Source organism: Synechococcus sp. J7-Johnson (assembly GCF_024345795.1).
Taxonomy (GTDB): domain Bacteria; phylum Cyanobacteriota; class Cyanobacteriia; order PCC-6307; family Cyanobiaceae; genus Regnicoccus_A.
Genome location: NZ_JAGQBU010000003.1, coordinates 1 through 17,194 on the forward strand (window position 1 = coordinate 1; position 17,194 = coordinate 17,194).

At 63.9% G+C, this 17,194-nt stretch carries 17 protein-coding genes, 1 tRNA gene and 1 pseudogene; 9 read left to right on the plus strand and 10 right to left on the minus strand.

Annotation, left to right across the window (positions count from 1 at the left end):
* Positions 1-134 precede the first annotated feature (134 nt).
* The gene (locus KBY93_RS02340) at positions 135-2,141 is read left to right on the plus strand and encodes an MGH1-like glycoside hydrolase domain-containing protein (protein ID WP_315856376.1); all 2,007 of its coding nucleotides are present in this window, start codon (positions 135-137) and stop codon (positions 2,139-2,141) included.
* 211 nt (positions 2,142-2,352) lie between these two features.
* Here the strand turns inward: KBY93_RS02340 and KBY93_RS02345 are convergent, their stop codons facing one another.
* Together KBY93_RS02345 and KBY93_RS02350 are read right to left on the minus strand one after the other, a co-directional pair.
* A complete protein-coding gene (locus KBY93_RS02345; RefSeq protein ID WP_255092640.1) occupies positions 2,353-2,784 on the minus strand; it encodes a hypothetical protein in 432 nt (143 codons plus the stop codon).
* A 614-nt stretch (positions 2,785-3,398) separates the two neighbouring features.
* Positions 3,399-3,593 (minus strand): hypothetical protein, encoded by a 195-nt coding sequence (locus KBY93_RS02350; RefSeq protein ID WP_255092641.1) that lies wholly within the window; start codon positions 3,591-3,593, stop codon positions 3,399-3,401.
* A 14-nt stretch (positions 3,594-3,607) separates the two neighbouring features.
* Here KBY93_RS02350 and KBY93_RS02355 point away from each other — a divergent pair, with 14 nt between their 5' ends.
* From KBY93_RS02355 to KBY93_RS02365, 3 genes and pseudogenes are all read left to right on the plus strand, one after another.
* Positions 3,608-3,934: a YciI family protein gene (locus KBY93_RS02355; RefSeq protein WP_255092642.1), complete on the plus strand. Its 327-nt coding sequence runs from the start codon at positions 3,608-3,610 to the stop codon at positions 3,932-3,934.
* Between the two features lie 86 nt (positions 3,935-4,020).
* Positions 4,021-4,410 (plus strand): hypothetical protein, encoded by a 390-nt coding sequence (locus KBY93_RS02360; protein WP_255092643.1) that lies wholly within the window; start codon positions 4,021-4,023, stop codon positions 4,408-4,410.
* 88 nt (positions 4,411-4,498) lie between these two features.
* Positions 4,499-5,454 (plus strand): annotated as a pseudogene (locus KBY93_RS02365) (IS1595 family transposase).
* Positions 5,455-5,718: 264 nt separating this feature from the next.
* On the opposite strand, the gene KBY93_RS02370 reads toward KBY93_RS02365, so the two are convergent.
* The 4 genes from KBY93_RS02370 to KBY93_RS02385 form a co-directional block, all read right to left on the minus strand.
* Positions 5,719-5,943: a ferredoxin family protein gene (locus KBY93_RS02370; protein WP_094553949.1), complete on the minus strand. Its 225-nt coding sequence runs from the start codon at positions 5,941-5,943 to the stop codon at positions 5,719-5,721.
* Positions 5,944-6,012: 69 nt separating this feature from the next.
* Entirely contained in the window at positions 6,013-7,188 is a 1,176-nt protein-coding gene (locus KBY93_RS02375) for an ATP phosphoribosyltransferase regulatory subunit (RefSeq protein WP_255092644.1), read from the minus strand.
* A gap of 54 nt (positions 7,189-7,242) precedes the next feature.
* On the minus strand, positions 7,243-8,118 hold the full coding sequence (locus KBY93_RS02380) for an inositol monophosphatase family protein (RefSeq protein WP_255092645.1): 876 nt from the start codon (positions 8,116-8,118) through the stop codon (positions 7,243-7,245).
* Positions 8,119-8,150: 32 nt separating this feature from the next.
* Positions 8,151-8,519 carry a 2Fe-2S iron-sulfur cluster-binding protein gene (locus KBY93_RS02385; RefSeq protein WP_255092646.1) on the minus strand — a complete coding sequence of 123 codons (369 nt, stop codon included), beginning with the start codon at positions 8,517-8,519 and terminating at the stop codon, positions 8,151-8,153.
* 61 nt (positions 8,520-8,580) lie between these two features.
* Between KBY93_RS02385 and KBY93_RS02390 the strand changes: the two genes are divergently transcribed.
* Positions 8,581-8,667 (plus strand) — tRNA-Ser (locus KBY93_RS02390).
* A gap of 116 nt (positions 8,668-8,783) precedes the next feature.
* On the opposite strand, the gene pstB is transcribed toward KBY93_RS02390, so the two are convergent.
* The 3 genes from pstB to pstC are packed head-to-tail and all read right to left on the minus strand — an operon-like array spanning position 8,784 to position 11,510.
* A complete protein-coding gene (gene pstB / locus KBY93_RS02395) occupies positions 8,784-9,602 on the minus strand; it encodes a phosphate ABC transporter ATP-binding protein PstB (protein WP_255092647.1) in 819 nt (272 codons plus the stop codon).
* Positions 9,603-9,643: 41 nt separating this feature from the next.
* The gene (pstA, locus tag KBY93_RS02400; RefSeq protein WP_255092648.1) at positions 9,644-10,537 is read right to left on the minus strand and encodes a phosphate ABC transporter permease PstA; all 894 of its coding nucleotides are present in this window, start codon (positions 10,535-10,537) and stop codon (positions 9,644-9,646) included.
* Between the two features lie 10 nt (positions 10,538-10,547).
* Positions 10,548-11,510 carry a phosphate ABC transporter permease subunit PstC gene (gene pstC, locus KBY93_RS02405; protein ID WP_255092649.1) on the minus strand — a complete coding sequence of 321 codons (963 nt, stop codon included), beginning with the start codon at positions 11,508-11,510 and terminating at the stop codon, positions 10,548-10,550.
* 185 nt (positions 11,511-11,695) lie between these two features.
* On the opposite strand from pstC, the gene dnaK reads away from it, so the two are divergent.
* From dnaK to murQ, 4 genes are all read left to right on the plus strand, one after another.
* Positions 11,696-13,870, plus strand: a complete 2,175-nt coding sequence (gene dnaK / locus KBY93_RS02410; RefSeq protein WP_255092650.1) for a molecular chaperone DnaK — start codon at positions 11,696-11,698, stop codon at positions 13,868-13,870.
* Positions 13,871-13,875: 5 nt separating this feature from the next.
* Positions 13,876-14,817, plus strand: a complete 942-nt coding sequence (locus KBY93_RS02415) for a DnaJ C-terminal domain-containing protein (protein WP_255092651.1) — start codon at positions 13,876-13,878, stop codon at positions 14,815-14,817.
* 61 nt (positions 14,818-14,878) lie between these two features.
* Positions 14,879-15,295 carry a DUF3110 domain-containing protein gene (locus tag KBY93_RS02420; RefSeq protein WP_255092652.1) on the plus strand — a complete coding sequence of 139 codons (417 nt, stop codon included), beginning with the start codon at positions 14,879-14,881 and terminating at the stop codon, positions 15,293-15,295.
* Complete coding sequence (murQ, locus tag KBY93_RS02425; RefSeq protein WP_255092653.1) at positions 15,292-16,212, plus strand: N-acetylmuramic acid 6-phosphate etherase; 921 nt, start codon at positions 15,292-15,294, stop codon at positions 16,210-16,212. The genes KBY93_RS02420 and murQ overlap by 4 nt, the downstream gene beginning before the upstream one ends.
* On the opposite strand, the gene mtnP is transcribed toward murQ, so the two are convergent.
* Positions 16,200-17,147, minus strand: a complete 948-nt coding sequence (mtnP, locus tag KBY93_RS02430) for an S-methyl-5'-thioadenosine phosphorylase (RefSeq protein ID WP_255092654.1) — start codon at positions 17,145-17,147, stop codon at positions 16,200-16,202. The genes murQ and mtnP overlap by 13 nt on opposite strands.
* Positions 17,148-17,194 lie beyond the last annotated feature (47 nt).

A 17,194-nucleotide genomic window follows, 5' to 3' on the forward strand; every position in this document is an offset into this window, starting at 1 on the left:
CGGGAGCGGTTTTCGATCGATCCATGCCGGCCAGCAGGAGGTGGCCCATGACATCAGCCGGATGCTGGCGCTGGGAGAGGGCAGCCTGGCCCCAGGCACGGCTTGATCACACTTTTAGGCAGCCCTGCCCCTCCATGGGGGAGTTCTGGCTCCATGCCGAAGCGTTCGACGCTGCCCCTGATGGGTCCATGGGTGCACAGCCCGAACTGCTGGTCACCGACAACGAGACCAATGCCAGACGACTGTTCGGCGCTGAGAACCCCAGCCCCTTTGTGAAGGACGGCATCAACAAGTGTGTGGTGGAGGGCGACCGCGGGGCGGTGAATCCGAAAGGAATCGGGACCAAAGCGTCTCTGCATTACGTCTTGCCCCTGTTAGCGGGGGAAACCCGGGTGCTGAAGTTGCGGCTGATGAATCGCCCGCTCCCGGTCGATCCCCTCGGCGACGAATTCGATGGGGTCTTCCTTGCACGCCTGCAGGAGGCTGACGCTTTCTACGCCGATCTGCTCCCACCCTCTTTGCTGCCCCCCCTGCGCGACCTGCAGCGCCAGGCCTTTGCCGGGCTGCTCTGGAGCAAGCAGACCTACCTCTACGTGATCCGCGACTGGCTCGAGGGGGATCCGGCCACGCCGCCACCGCCGGGGCACCGGCTCGGCCGCAACCGCCAGTGGCAGCACTTCCACGCGGATGACGTTCTGTCCATGCCCGACAAATGGGAGTACCCCTGGTTCGCCGCCTGGGATCTGGCTTTCCACTGCGTGCCCATCGCCCTGGTGGATCCCGGCTTCGCCAAGTACCAGCTCGATCTGCTGACGCGCGAGTGGTTCATGCATCCCAACGGTCAGCTGCCCGCCTACGAATGGGCCTTCGACGATGTCAACCCGCCTGTCCACGCCTGGGCCACGTGGCAGGTCTACAGCAGGGAGAAAAAAGCCACCGGCACAGGCGATCGACCTTTTCTTGAGCGGGTGTTCCAGAAGCTCCTGCTCAATTTCACCTGGTGGGTGAACCGTAAGGATGCTGAGGGCAACAACATCTTCCAGGGCGGCTTCCTCGGGCTCGACAACATCGGTGTGTTTGATCGCAGCGCGCCGCTACCCACCGGCGGCTTCATCGAGCAGGCCGATGGCACCAGCTGGATGGGCATGTTCTGTCTCAACATGCTCACCATTTCTCTCGAGCTGGCGCTCGAGAATCCCGTCTACGAAGACATGGCGACGAAGTTCTTCGAGCATTTTCTCTACATCGCCGCGGCCATGAACCACATCGGCACTGGTGGCAACCGTCTCTGGGACGATGGGGACGGGTTCTTTTACGACGTGCTGCAACTGCCGGATGGCAGCAGCCTGCCACTGAAGATTCGCTCGATGGTGGGGCTGATTCCCCTCTTTGCCACAGCGATTCTGGAGCCCGATGTCATTGATCGACTCCCGAATTTCAAGGAGCGGCTTGAGTGGTTCATCCGTCACCGGCCTGATCTCAAGGTCAACGTGGCCTGCATGGAGACCCGGGGGCAGAAGGCCCGCCGCCTGCTCGCCCTCACCTACCTCAGCCCCAACCGCTTCGTGGCGCAGGATCGCTTCCGCCGCATCCTGTATCGCCTCCTCGATCCCGCCGAATTCCTCGGCGACCACGGCATCCGTTCCCTCTCCCGCCACCACGCCGAGCATCCCTACGTCTTCTCGTTCGAAGGCCGCGAGCACCGGGTCGGATACGAGCCTGCGGAGTCGCGTTCCGGCCTGTTCGGTGGCAATTCCAACTGGCGTGGCCCGGTGTGGTTTCCGGTCAACCTCCTGCTGATCGAGGCTCTCAGCCAGTTCCATCGCTACGCCGGTGAAGGCTTCCAGGTGGAATGCCCCACCGGTTCCGGCCACTGGGTGAGCCTCCAGCAGGCCGCCGACCTGATCACCGACAGGTTGATCGCCCTTTTCCTGCCCGACGCCGACGGTGCTGTGCCGGCCTATGGCGGCTCCGCCGCTTTTCTCACCGATGCAGGCGGACAGCCCTTGCATTTGTTCCACGAGTATTTCCATGGCGACAGCGGCACCGGTCTGGGGGCGAGCCACCAGACGGGCTGGACCGGCCTGGTCGCTCTGCTGATCCAGGAGCGGGCCGGCCGGCTTGCTCAGCCCTCCACTTAGGCCGTCTGCGCCTGGGGCGGAGGGAGTTCGTCTGGCCATGTCGTGGGCCTCGATGAGCCCTACCGCACTCACCAGAAGCAGGCTGAACTAATCGCCCCACTTCGAACCGGCCTGACGTAATCGCAACGAGCAACGTGCCAGGTGCGAATTCTCTGGGCATGGGGTGCTGTTCACCAGGCCCATGGGCCTCGCCCTTAGGCCAGCGGGTCCATCAGAGGGGGTCAGTGCCGGTCCGATCCGTTGCTGGGGTCTGGGAATCATTCCGCAGGCGCCGCTGGCCCCTGAGCAGCCGGCAGGCCAGCAGAAAAGCGCCGCAGGCGACCAGCGAAACGGTGAGCACCTCTCCCCGCCCGGGGATCAGCAGCACGTAGCCCTTTCCCTTGGTCAGCGCAGCAAAGCTAGACACGCAGAACGGCATCAGGAACAGCCGCAGCGTCGTCCAGTGATCGCTTGGCGCTCGAACAGCGCGGGAGACGCTGAGCATCAGGCCCACACCGATGATCAGGCTGAGACCCAGTGAGTTGAGCCACAACAGGAGGTCGGGCTCGAACAGCGCGATGGCACTGACCAGATACCAGATCAGGTAGCACCAGAGCACCTGTTTCCCTGGGCGCAGGTTGGCGAAGTAGCGCAGCAGGGTCATCCCCTGTCCCGTGACTAATTGCCCCCATTTTGAGGTCTGACGCTCCAAACCCCTACGACGGTCTCTGCAGCCCGCCGCCTGGCTGCGGCGGGCACTTGGGGGTGCCGTGACCATCAGCTCTGGGGCAAGCCGGTGATTGTCGATAATTGGACCTATTCGTGCATCAACTGCGGGCTGACCCTTCCCCACTTACGGGCCTAGGCTAAGAAGTACAAGGACTACTCCAATGTGCACAAGACCAGCCACAAGCTGGGGGTAATCTTCCCGGTGCTGATCGACAATGACATCGCGATCTGGAAGGCTTTCAACAACACTTACTGGCCGGTGATTACTTCATCGACCATCAGGGTCGCATCCGCGCCAGCCACATTGGAGAAGGTTTCTATGCCAAGTCTGAGCAGACGATTCAGCAGCCTCTACATGAAACGGGCCATCGCAATGTGCCCAACGGTCGGATCAGGCCCTGAAGCCCCGTGAGCATCTGCCCGTTGCTCCCCGAGATCCCCCGGTCGCTCACCCTGCGGCACCGACTCAGCCTCGGGATTCAGCGGAGCACTGGCGGAACTTCTGGCGCCAGACGGTTTCGATGGCGTTGCGGATGCCGTGGCTGGTTGTCAACCGGATGCGGCAGCGGTGGCGGCGCGGGGATCGCGTTCGAAGCAGGTGATGACCAGGGCTCCTTCGAGCAGGAGATGGAGCTGCCTGACCAGCCGGCCAGGATCTGCGATCCCCAGTTCCTGGCATTGCTGCTCCAGCAGCGTGCGGCAAGCGGCCTTGAATGTCTCGGCGGCCTGGCGTTCCCAAGTCAAGCTCCCATAGCCCAATGGACACTGCCAGAGAGAAACCAATGAAGCTATTTGCCGTTGTTGTGGCTACACAGTCAAGCTACTATGAATACAAGAAGGCTCATCCTGAGCATGACCAGAAGCAGCTGTCCTGGTTCAAAGAGCAAGAGGAGAATGGAACACTTCTCTGCTGCGGATCCTTTTATCCTCATGATGGCACCGGGCTTTGGATCATACAGGCAGACAATATAGAAGCTGCCAGAATGATTGTTGCATCCAGCCCTAGAGCCAATGACGGAATGCTGTCTGATCAAGCGCGAGTTGTGGAGTGGGAAGCGCATATTGGACTCAGCCGCTTCAAGTAAGCTGTCCTCCCGTTTCAAAAAATCTTATGGCGACTGCTTCAGCCTTGAGTGATGGACTAGAGATCGCACTTATCAGGTGGCTCTAAATGAATAAACTTCTGCATACCGTTGGAGCCATAGTTGTGGTGCCTTACGTTCTGCTGGCGACATTCTTTCTTTACGTCGGTGAGCTTGCACGGGCAAGAGGCCTCGGTGCCCTTATTGAGATCGCCTGGAATAGTCTTGATTGGTTGGCTTGGGGTATCTACGTAGCTCCTGCGCTTTGGATTTGCCTGGTCGCGACAGGTTTCGTTCCAAGCCTGCAAAGAGCAAGTGCCCTTTGTCTATGCCTTCTTGCTGCTGCCAGCTTCCTTGTGGTCGTCTCCCTGTCCTCAAGTCAAGTTGGTATTGGCGAGCTCATCGTCCTTCTTCCATGCATCGGCGCTGCCGCGACCAGCGCCTGGGTATTCGTTCGGATTGGTCGCAAGATGAAGTAGATATTCAATCCATCACTTGATTAGGCAGCAAGCTCCGTTAGCAGGCCTTGTCACCTAGACTGGTACGCATGTACCAGTTGTGTTCGCCATGGCCATGAATCGAATCCAGTTTCAGGCAGGCCTGTCGCTGATCGAGTTCATCCAGCTCTACGGCACCGAGGAGAAATGCGAGGCCGCCCTGGAGCAGGCGCGTTGGCCTGAGGGTTTCCGTTGCCCCGGTTTTGAGGGCAAGGTGTATAGGGGCTCATAAATGGCAGGCGCCACAAGCGCTATCAATGCCGGAGCTGCCGCCATCAGGCCACCCTCACGGCCGGAACCATCCTGGAGGCGACCAAGTTGCCGCTTACCACCTGGTTCCTCGCTTTCTACCTGGTGGGGCAGGCCAAGACTGGCATCTCTTCACTCGCTCTGAGGCGCCATCTCGGCGTGAACTACCGCACGGCATGGCTGGTTCACAACAAGATCATGCAGGCGATGAAGAAGCGGGATGGGGCCTATGTCCTGCGGGGAAAGGTACAGGTGGATGATGCCTACCTTGGCGGAGAACGCTGTGGTGGCAAGACTGGTCGTGGATCAGAGAACAAGTTGCCGATCGTCGCGGCCGTATCTCTCGATGATGCGGGCCACCCCAGGCACGTGAAGCTTGCCACTGTGGCCACCTTCTCCTTTGCCGCCATCGCTGACTGGGCAAAGGATTCACTGGCGATAGGATGTGAAGTGATCTCAGATGGGCTTGCCTGCTTCCGCGCTGTGGCAGAAGTCGGTTGCTTCCATCACCCTGTGGTCGTGAAAGGACGCCATCCCAATGAACTGCCGGAATTCCGCTGGATCAACACGGTGCTCAGCAACTTGAAAACCAGCTTCAGCGGCACCTTCCATGCCCTGAAATTCGATAAGTACGCTGATCGCTACCTCGGCGCCTTCAACTACCGCTTCAACCGGCGCTTCGAATTGGCAACGATGACCGAGCGTGTGGTTCATGCCATCCGCAGCTGCGGCGCTCGGCCGGAGCGCATCTTGAGGAGTGCGGAGCTAGCTTCCTAATCAAGATCCATCATGCTTCACAGCAAAGCTCAAGTATGGCTGCGTGCCGGATCGCAGGTGTGTAACTGATTGGTCCTTGCGACCCACCCAGGTTGCTTGTCCGCTGGTCGTTGAAACGTATGTACAGAGGTACAACGATGATCCCTGGTGAGTTGATGGTCGGTGCTGGTACCTACGTGATTATCAAGAGGCTTCTGATCGCGACCTGGAAGCTCCTTGGCTTCGGAGCATGTTCTGTGCCAATGCCTGGCGGTCCTATTTGGCTCAGCCGCGCCGCTGCTCTGCGGGCCGTTCTTCCGGAATGATTGCCCCAGCCACTGGACAGACCTGCAGGCAGATGCCGCAGTCGATACAGGTGTCGAAATCGATCCAATAAAAGGATGTTCCCTTCTTGTTGGCTCCCTGGCCGGGGTGAATGCAGGCCACCGGACAGGCATCGACGCAATCGGCCACGCCTTCACAGATGTCGGTGACGATGCTGTGGGCCATGGCTGAGGAGTGCTGCGAGCAACGATCTTAGAAATCAACCCCCCGGCGACGGCACGGCTGATGGTGGCTTCAGTCGAGCCATTCCAGAGCTGAGCAACCACGGCGCTGGGCAGCCGCTTCGGCCTCGTCCCGGCCTGGGCAGGCATCGGGCAGCAGTTCGGCGTTCTGGCCCTGCCGGTGCCTGCAGGCGAGGGTCTCCAGGGCGTCGGCCAGGCTTGAACGCTGGCTGTAGGCCACTAGCACCGGCCGGCTGGCCTGGTCGCGGGCACCTGGCCTGAACAGCAGGTCGCGGATGTCCTCGATCGAGAAGCCGAAGCCCACTCCGGCCGCCTCGCTGGCCTCGGCCCCGAAGCGGCCCACCAGGGCGTCGTAGCGACCGCCGCTGGCGATTTCCACCGGCGCCTCTGCCCCCAGGCAGACGAGTTTGAGCACAATGCCGTCATAGAGATCGAAATGGGGCTGGAAGCTGGGATCCAGCTGCAGGCCGATGCCCAGCCGTGAGGCCGTGGGCGCCACGATCTCCAGGGAGCCCGCCAGCTCATCGATCAGGGGGCTCTCGCCCAGATGGCGGCGCAACTGGGCGAGCACCGCCGTCGGTTCGCCGCGCAGGCGCATCAGCTGCTGGAGCCGATCGATCTGGGCCTGGGGCAGGGGCAGGCGGGCGATCGCCAGGGGATCGAAGTTCGAGAGGGCCTGGCGAGCGCTGGAGCGATGGTCTTCGGAAAGGTCTTCGAGCAGGGCGGAGAGCACGCCGTGGTGGCCAACCAGCAGCCGGGGCTGATGGCTGGCCTGAAGGCCAAGGGTTTCGCTGCAGGCCAGCAGCAGGGCCATCAGCTCGGCGTCCGCCGCCGCGGAGCGCACCCCCAGCAACTCGACCCCGCTCTGGAGCTGCTCGCTCAGGCGCTGCCCGCCGCCGTCGCCGGTGAAGGTGCGAAAGGTGCTGCCCTCGGCCCACAGCCTCAGGGGACGGGGGCGATCGGCCAGGCGGGTGCAGGCGGCTCGGGCGATCGAGGCGGTCAGCTCCGGGCGGAGCCCAAGCGGTTCCTCGGCAGTGAGGCGCGCCACCTCTCGCTCGGAAATGCCGCCACCGGCTTCGAGGGTGTCGATCCGCTCCACCATCGGCGGTGCCACCTCCTGGTAGCCCCAGAGCCGGTACACCGCCGCCAGCTTCTGGCAGAGCTGGCGGTTGCGGTCCACCTGGCGGGGATGGAGATCCCTGGCGCCGGCGGCGGGTTGCAGGGCCATGGGAGCGGAGGGGCAGGGAACGGGAGAGGCTGGATCCTATGGAGCGGCGGGGGGCTAGGGGTTGAGTTCCGTAGCCCCGAACAGGTGGCCGGGCAGGGGGCGGCAGTGGCTGAGGCCCTCGATCAGCGCCGCCTGCAGGCCAGGTGTGCAGGCGATTAGCCGGCCCTCGGCCAGGGAGGCGAGACCCCCGTCGTAGCGGCTGACCACACCGCCCGCCTGCTCCACGAGCACCACTCCTGCGGCCAGGTCCCATGGGGAGAGGCCCCGCTCCCAGTAGCCATCGAGCCGGCCGGCGGCCACAAAGGCCAGATCCACCGCCGCCGCCCCGCCGCGGCGTACCCCGCGGGTGCGGTGGGTGAACCAGCAGAACTCGCTGTAGTTGGTGTCCGGCTGGCTCTGGCGGTCGTAGGCGAAGCCTGTCACCAGGAGAGAGGCAGCGAGGTCGCTGCAGCCACTCACCTGCAGCGGACGGTCGTTGCACCAGGCCCCCAGCCCTGGGGCGGCCCAGTAGAGCTCCTCGAGGACCGGCACGCTGATGGCTCCCAGTAACGGAGCGCCCTTCCAGGTGAGTCCGATCGAGGTGGCGAAGAAGGGATAGCCGTGGGCGTAGTTGGTGGTGCCATCGAGGGGATCCACGCACCATTCCAGATCCGATCCGGTGCTGCGCCGTCCGCTTTCCTCCGCCAGTACCCCCAGCTGCGGTGTGCGGGCTTCGAGCACGGCCAGCACCGCCTGCTCCGCCGCCAAATCGGCCTCTGTGACCAGATCGCCGGCACGACCCTTTTCGCGGATTGATTCCAGCTGGCCGAAGTGTTGGGCCAGCACATGGGCACCGGCTGAGGCGGCCTCCCGGGCCACCTCAGCCAGCTGCTCGAGCTCGGAGCGCTCGAGGGCCGAATCGAGCAGGGCCTGCCCAGAAAGGCTTTGCACGGGCTGGGGAGAGGTAGGTGGGGCGGAGGTCATCATTCCTCCTCAAGGGGCAGGCCGGGCGTCACCCGTCCCCGGCCGAAGTAGCGGCCGAACTGAAGCTCGTAGACCTCGTCCTCGTCCTGGGTTTCCACCTCCAGAGGGCCGGTGGCCCTGGCCACGCAGAGCAGGCCATAGCCCTGCCGGCGCAGATCCTGGGACAGCCCCAGGGCTTCCTGCTGATCGATCTCACCGGCGATCACCCGCACGGCACAGGTGGTGCAGCAGCCGTTGCGGCAGCTGAACGGCAGAGGTTGCCCCTGGGCTTCGAAACTGCGCAGGATGTACTCCCCTTCAGGGACCTCCAATCGGATCACCTGTTGTTCCTGCCTCCAGTGCACCGTGATCGGAAAGGTTCGTGTCATCGGCTAGGCCTTGAGCCATGGGGCTGACTGCTACATTGCCATCTGCCCCATGACAGCCCCTGGAGAGGTGGCCGAGTGGTCGAAGGCGCAGCACTGGAAATGCTGTATAGGGGCAACTCTATCGAGGGTTCGAATCCCTCCCTCTCCGCTTCCAACGAAAAAGCCGGCTCTCGCAGCCGGCTTTTTTTATGGGCGAATTCGCTGTAGAGCCCGAGTGAATGGGACTGAGCCCGGTATGGCTGGACCATCAGGGGTTGGTTGACTTCAGCCGAAGCGACCGGTGACGTAGTCCTGGGTGGCCTGCTGCACCGGGGAGTTGAAGATACGCTCAGTGTCGTTGAACTCCACCAGGTAACCGATCTTGCCGCTGCCGCCTTCCACCGCCTCAGCATTGAAGAAGGCGGTGTAATCCGAAACCCGCACCGCCTGCTGCATGTTGTGGGTCACGATCACGATGGTAAAGCTCTTCTTGAGCTCATGCATCATCTCCTCGATCTTGAGGGTGGAGATCGGATCGAGAGCCGAGCAGGGTTCATCCATCAGGATCACTTCCGGTTCAACGGCGATGGCACGGGCGATGCAGAGCCGCTGCTGCTGGCCACCTGAGAGTGCATTGCCACTCTCCTTGAGTTTGTCCTTGGTTTCATCCCAGATGGCGGCCTTCCGCAGGGAGCGCTCCACCAGCTCATCCATGTCGCCTTTGTAGCCGTTGATCCGGGCACCGAAGGCGATGTTTTCGTAGATGCTCTTGGGGAAGGGGTTGGGCTTCTGGAACACCATGCCGATGCGCCGCCGCACCTCCACAGGATCCACCTCGCGGGCATACATGTCCTGCCCATCAAACACCACGCGACCGCGCAGGCTGCAGCCCTCGATCAGATCGTTCATGCGGTTGAGGGCCCGAAGAACGGTTGATTTGCCGCAGCCGGAAGGGCCGATGAAGGCAGTCACCTTGTTGCGGGGAATGTCCATGTAGACATCCCGCACGGCTTCAAAGCTGCCGTAACTGATGGTGACGTTCTCCAGGCTGAGGCAACTGGGCAGGGTGGAGCTGGTGCTGGCTGGCTTCAGGGTGCTGGTCATGGCTGGTTGGGGGGTGGTGGGCAGATCCGGGCGGAGGATGGCTAGCTGGAGGCGAACCTGCGAATGAAGCGGGCCAGGAGATTGGCCCCAAGAATCAGCATCACAAGCACGAACGAGGCGGCCCAGGCCAAAGAGTTCTGGGCTTCGTAGGGCATGATCGCGAAGTTGAAGATCAACACCGACATCGACGCGATCGGGTTGAACAGTCCCTCCGGCCAGAAGGGCGAAAACAGAGCTGTGAAGATCAGGGGTGCTGTTTCACCGGCGGCTCTGGCGATGGCCAGCACCACCCCGGTGGCGATCGGAGTGAATGCGCTGGGCAGTGTGATCCTGGTGATCGTCACGAACTTCGATGCACCAACTCCAATGGCTCCCCAACTGAGTTCCTGCGGCACCAGCTTGAGGGCTTCATCTGTGGTTTTGATCACTGTGGGCAGCATCAGCACCGCCAGAGCCATGCCTCCGGCCATGGCGGAATAGGACTGACCGAAAAAGACCCTTGTGGCCACGATCGCGCTGTAGACGAACACGCCGCAGATGATCGATGGCACCCCGGCCAGGATGTCGTTACCGACGCGGATGAACTGGGCGAACCAGCCGCTGCTGGAGTACTCGGCAAGGAAAATCCCTCCGCCCACGCCCACGGGAATGGCGATCAGGGAGGCCACCAGTGTCACCACAAAGGTGCCGATGATGGCGTTGGCGATGCCGCCTCCCTCAAGACCAGGAGCCGGTGGGAGTTGGGTGAACAGGCTTACACTGATCAGCTTGCCCCCCTGGATCAGCACATAGACCAACACCAGTAGAAGGGGCATAACCGCGATCAGGCTGAATAGCGCGGCGATCGAGGTGAAGATCTTGTCGGTGCGGTTGCGCTTCAGCTGCGGATTGAAGTGGAGCGAGCGCGACGGTAGAGCCGGAGTGGCAAGGGTCATGGTGAGCTGCTCAGTTGTATTTCAGGCTGAACTTGCCGACGATCCATTGGGCGAGGATGTTCACAGCAAAGGTGAGGACCATCAGAATCAGAGCTGCGTAGAGCAGGGCCGATACCTGGATCCCATCGGCCTCACCGAACTGGTTTGCGAGCATGGCGGAGATGGTGTTCCCCGGTGCCAGCAGCGACCAGCTGAAGTTGGTCGAATTACCGATGATCATGGTCACGGCCATGGTTTCACCCATGGCACGGCCCAGAGCCAGCATCACTCCACCGATGATCGAGGAGATGGCAGCGGGCAGGATCACGTTGAAGATGGCGATCCAGCGGGTGCTGCCCACGCCGTAGGCCCCCTGTCGCAGTTCCATCGGGACCTGGTTGAGAGCATCCCGGGATATGGCGGTCATGATCGGCAGGATCATCACGACGAGGATCAACACGGCCGGCGCCATGCCTGGTCCCTGGGGGGGGCTTGAGAACAGAGGAAACCAGCCGAGGCTCTGGTACAGGAATTGAAGGAACGGTCTGAGCAGGGGCTCCATCACGAAGATGGCCCACAGGCCAAGCACCACCGAAGGGATCGCTGCAAGCAGTTCCACCATCATCCCGATCACCTCGCGCAGGTTGCGCGGAATCAGGTTCTCGGTGATGAAGATCGCCGTGCCCAGTGAAATCGGCACGGCGATGAGCAAGGCCAACAGCGAAGATACGAGTGTGCCGTATATGGCGGTGAAGGCTCCGTATTGGCTGTTGACCGGATCCCAGCCTGAGGTGACAAGGAAGGACAGTCCGAAGCTGGCCATCGCCTCCTGGGCTCCGTTGAACACCGTCAGGAAGATGCAGAGCAGCACCACTGCCACCAGGGACGCCAGCACGATCGTGAGCAGCTTGAATCCGACGTCGATGGTGCGCTCGGACCTGGGGCGGTTGCGCAGTGTGAACTGATCCTCGCCCGATTCAGATCGGATCACCATGTAGCTACGTAAGAGAAGACGAGTTGCCCGCAATGGCCAACCACCTGTTGAACTTAGGTTGCAATCCAGGCCCGCGACCACTAAGAACGCCTTAACGCCGTCCCGTCGTCAGCGTCTGTGGGCGCCGCCACCGCTCAGGCTTCTGGCCAGGAAGCCGGTAGTTTGGGGCTTCGCTTTGGGGATGCATGGGCCGGATCGTGGGCATTGACCTGGGCACCACCAACTCGGTGGTGGCGGTTCTGGAGGGCGGTCGACCCCAGGTGATCGCCAATGCCGAAGGGGGCCGCACCACACCCTCGGTGGTGGGCTTCAGCCGTGATCAGGAGCTGCTGGTCGGTCAGCTCGCCCGCCGCCAGCTGGTGCTCAACCCCCGCAACACCTTTGCCAACCTCAAGCGCTTCGTCGGCCGCAGCTGGGATGAACTCGACGACGGCAGCCTGGCAGTGCCCTACACGGTGCGGGCCAACGACCAGGGCAATGTGCGCATCGTCTGCCCCATCACCGAGCGGGAATATGCGCCGGAGGAGTTGCTGGCCAGCATCCTGCGCAAACTTGTTGACGACGCCGCCACTTATCTGGGCGAAGCGGTGGAAGCGGCGGTGATCACCGTGCCGGCCTACTTCAATGATGCCCAGCGCCAGGCCACCCGAGATGCCGGCCGCCTGGCGGGACTCACGGTCGAGCGGATCTTGAACGAGCCCACAGCCGCGGCTCTGGCGTACGGCTTCGACCGCAGTGCCGTCAAGCGGGTGCTGGTGTTCGATCTGGGCGGCGGCACGTTCGATGTGTCGGTGCTGCGCATCGCCAATGGTGTTTTCGATGTGAAGGCCACCAGCGGTGACACCCAGCTGGGCGGTAACGACTGGGATCTGCGCATTGTCGACTGGCTGGCGGAGGCTTTCGAGGCCCGTCATCAGATTGATCTGCGCCGGGATCGCCAGGCCCTGCAGCGGCTTAGCGAGGCAGCAGAAAAGGCCAAGCAGGAGCTCTCCGGCGTCACCACCACCCCGATCTCGCTGCCGTTCATCGCCACCGGCCCAGATGGCCCCCTGCACATCGAGACCAGCCTGGAGCGGCGCACCTTCGAGTCCCTCTGCCCCGACCTGCTCGATCGTCTGCTGCGTCCTGTGCAACGGGCTCTGCGTGATTCCGGTCTCACGGCCGATGACATCGACGATGTGGTGCTGGTGGGCGGCAGCACCCGCATGCCGATGGTTCAGGAGATGGTGCGCACACTGATTCCGCGCGAACCCTGCCAGTCGGTCAATCCCGATGAGGTGGTGGCCATCGGTGCGGCGGTCCAGGCCGGCATCCTCACGGGTGATCTGCGCGATCTGATGCTCAACGACGTCACCCCCCTCTCACTAGGCCTGGAGACGATCGGCGGGGTGATGAAGGTGCTGATCCCCCGCAACACCGCAATTCCCGTGCGCCGCTCGGATGTGTTCAGCACCTCCGAGGCCAACCAGTCGGCTGTGGAGATCCATGTGCTCCAGGGGGAGCGCCAGATGGCCACGGACAACAAATCGCTGGGGCGCTTCCGGCTCTCTGGCATTCCACCTGCTCCCCGGGGTGTGCCCCAGGTGCAGGTGTCACTCGACATCGATGCCAACGGCCTGCTGCAGGTGTCAGCCACCGACCGCACCACCGGACGACAGCAGAGCGTCAGCATTCAGGGGGGCTCCAACCTCAGTGAACAGGAGATTCAGGCGCTGCTGGAGGAGGCTCAGCGCAAGTCCGCTGAGGACCGGCGCAAGCGGGTGGCGGTGGATCGGCTCAACCGGGCCCAGACCCTGGTGGCCCAGGCGGAGCGTCGCCTGCGGGATGCCGCCCTCGAGCTCGGTCCCTATGGAGCGGAGCGGCAGCAGCGTTCCGTGGAGATGGCCCTGCGCGAGGTGCAGGTGCTGCTCGATGACGCCGATCCGGCTGAACTCGACCTGGCTGTAAGCCAGTTGCAGGAGGCTCTCTACGGTCTCAACCGCCGTCTGATCAGCGAACGCAAGACCGAATCAGGACCCCTCCAGGGCCTCAAAAACACCCTGGGCTCGATCAAGGACGACCTGTTCTCCGATGAGGACGACTGGGACGACTGGGACCGCTCCCGGCCCGGACCCTCCGAGCGCTGGGGAGGGGATCCCTGGGCACCACCATCCCGTTACGGCGGCAACCAGGACGATGGCTATTCCTCGTATCAGACTCCTCGGCTGGAGCGCTCCAGGCTTGAGCCCGCTCCTCCAGACTCCCCGCGGGCTGATCGCTATGAACCGGCCGCCGGTCCGGCACCGTCCCGCCGCAGCGGCGACTGGCCCTCGGAGGGGCGCAGACGTCCCAGGGCCGACGATCCCTGGGCTGAGGACTGAGGACAGTGAGCCGAAGCACCACCGCCACGGTCGGCGATGACCACTGGGCGGTCCTCGGGCTGAGCCCGGGGTCCGACGCCGCGGCTCTCAAGCGCGGCTTCCGCGCGCAGGCACGCCGTTGGCACCCGGATCTCAACGGTAACGATCCCGTGGCCGAGGAGCGCTTCAAGCGGGTCAACGAGGCCTATGCCGTTCTCTCGGATCCACGCCGTCGCCAGGCCTGGGAATCGGGGCGGGATCCTGGCTCGCTGCGGGACGAGGCTGCCGATCCCTTCGCCACGGGCTTCCCCGATTTCAACGAATATCTCGAAGCGCTGTTCGGTCGCCAGTCACGCCCGGATCAACGCAGGCAGCCTGAGCCCGACCTTGAGCAGGAACGAGCCGAACCGTTCCGGCCACGGCAGGACCCGCGGGTCGAGGTGACCCACGCCCCGCCGCCGCCGTCGCCGGTTCAGGCCGCCAGCGACCTGGAGACGGTGGTTGATCTCAGCCCGGAGCAGGCCCTCGCCGGCACCCGGCTGGAGCTGGAGCTTCCCGGTGGCCTGGCGGTGGAGCTCTGGACACCTCCCCTGGCGGGTGATGGCTGGCGCCTGCGTCTGGCCGGTGTCGCACCGGGCGGGGCTGATCATTTCCTGCAGCTGCGGGTGCGGCGTCCCGATGGCCTGCGCATCGACGGCCTGCGGGTGCTCTACGACCTTGAGCTTTCGCCAGCTGAAGCGGCCCTTGGCTGCAAGGTGGTGGTGCCCACCCTGGAGGGTCGGGTGCAGCTCACGGTGCCCCCCTGCTCTTCCAGCGGTCGGCTGCTGCGCCTGAGGGGCCTTGGTCTCAGCCTGGAGGAGCGGCGGGGCGATCAGCTGGTGGAGCTGCGCATCGTCCTGCCTGAGCAGCTCAGCGACGCTGAAGCGGCGCTCTACAGACGGCTGGAGGAATTGTCCAGCGATGGTTGAGAGGCCCTCCGCTGCAGGCCACAATCAATGGGACACTTAGCGGCTGGGATTGGTTCGCTTCATGCCCGTCCATGTGCTGCTGTTCGAAGAGGGCACCGACAACGAAGGCATTCACTCCCTGGAGCTGAATGGCCGCACCGTGGTGCTGCTGTTCGAGGAACGGGACGATGCCGAGCGCTATGCGGGCCTGCTTGAGGCCCAGGATTTCCCTGTCCCCAGCGTGGAGGCGATTGAACGGGAGGAGATGGAGCTGTTCTGCGGCCAGGCTGGCTACGAAGCCCGCTTCGTGCCCTCCGGCTTCCTGCCCAGCTCCCCCGAGGAGCGCCTGCTGATCGCCCCGCCGGAGCGGAACATGGATCTGACCCACTGGAAGGACGAGCCCTCCCGTTCTGTCGCTCCCCAGGACAGCGGCGACGGGAGCAGCCCCGAACGTGCCGAGCTCGAAGCCTTCCGCCGTCGCCTGGAGGGCTTGCTGTGACCTGTGCCGACCGTGGCCATCTGCTCACCGAGCAGGCCAACCCCGCCAGCGCCAGTCTCGACCAGCTCAGCTCCAGCGAACTTGTGGATCTCTTCTGCCGGGAAGATGAGAAGGCGCTGCTGGCCATGGAGGCGGCGGCACCGGCCCTGGCCGAGGCGGTGGAGGCCATCAGCTCTCGCCTGCGCTCCGGCGGCCGGCTCTTCTACCTCGGTGCCGGCACCTCCGGCCGCCTCGGCGTGCTCGATGCGGCCGAGTGTCCTCCCACCTTCTGCACACCACCGGAGCTTGTTCAGGGCGTGCTTGCCGGAGGCGCACCGGCCCTGTTGCGCAGTTCCGAAGGTCTCGAAGACTTGCGCGAAGCCGGCCGCCATGATCTGATCGAACGAGGTTTCTCTCCCGGCGACGCCCTGGTGGGTATCGCCGCCGGTGGCACCACCCCGTACGTGCTAGGCGGCCTGGAGCATGCCCGCGCCATCGGTGCCCTGGCGATCGCCATGGCCTGTGTGCCGAGCGAGCAGGCGCCGATGCCCTGCGCCATCGACATCCGGCTGGTCACCGGGGCGGAACTGCTCACAGGCTCCACCCGTCTCAAAGCCGGCACGGCCACCAAAATGGCCCTCAACATCATCTCCACCGGGGTGATGGTGCGGCTGGGCAAGGTCTATGGCAACCGCATGGTGGATGTGGCCGTCACCAACAGCAAGCTGGAAGATCGCGCCCTGCGCATTCTCAAGGACCTGGCCGGGGTGGAGCGGGAGCAGGGTCCGGCGCTGCTTGCCGCCGCCGGCGGCTCGGTCAAACGGGCGCTGGTGATGGCAGCAGCCGGGCTGAGCGCCGAGCAGGCCGATGAGGCCCTGAGCGCCCACGACGGTCAGGTGAGGCAGGCCCTGGAGCAGCTCGGCGCTCAGCTGGTCTGAGCTGCTGCGGTCGGCTCGAAGGCCCCCCAGTAGGGGGAAGTAAAAAGGTCGAGCTTGCGGCGGGTGTCAGCCGGCACCTGCTCTTTCGGGGTCATCAGCGCATCCCGCAGGGCGCTGTGGGAGCTGCTGAGTGGTCGTTGGGCATCGATCCGCTCCGCTGCCACAGCCACGATCTGCTGGGCCAGGGCCGCATTGGCGTGCAGGTTCTCGATCACCAGATCCACCGTCACCGAGGCGTGATCCTCGTGCCAGCAGTCGTAGTCGGTAACCATGGCCAGGGTGGCGTAGGCCATCTCGGCTTCGCGGGCCAGGCGGGCTTCGCTGTGGTTGGTCATGCCGATCACCGAGCAGCCCCAGCTTCGGTAGAGATTCGATTCAGCCCGGGTGGAGAAGGCCGGACCCTCCATGCAGAGGTAGGTGCCGCGGCGGTGCAGCTGGCGGCCCGCTGGCATCAGGCTTTCAGCCACATCGGCCAGCAGCCGGCTGAGGCTTGGGCAGAACGGATCGGCGATGCCCACATGGGCCACTGCCCCGCTGCCGAAAAAGCTCACGGGCCTGGAGTGGGTGCGGTCGATGAACTGATCCGGCACCACCATGTCAAGGGGCCGCAGCGGATCCTGAAGGGATCCCACGGCGGAGCAGGAGAGGATCCAGCGCACTCCCAGCGAACGCAGGGCCCAGAGGTTGGCCCGGTAGGGCACCTCCGTGGGAAGGTGATTGTGGTGGCGCCCGTGGCGGGCCAGGAACACCACCTCCAGCCCACCGATCCTCCCCAGCCGGAGGCTGTCCGAGGGTGGCCCGAAGGGTGTTTCCACCGTGAGTTCACGGACGTCCTCGAGCCCCTGGATGGCATAGAGCCCGCTGCCACCGAGTACTCCCAGGCGTGCGTGGCTCAGGTCGAGGCCCTGGCTCGTGGCAGCGGCGGTGGGACTCATGGGGGGACCGACGGAGGGGAAAGCCCGGTGCAGGACTGGGGACTGTT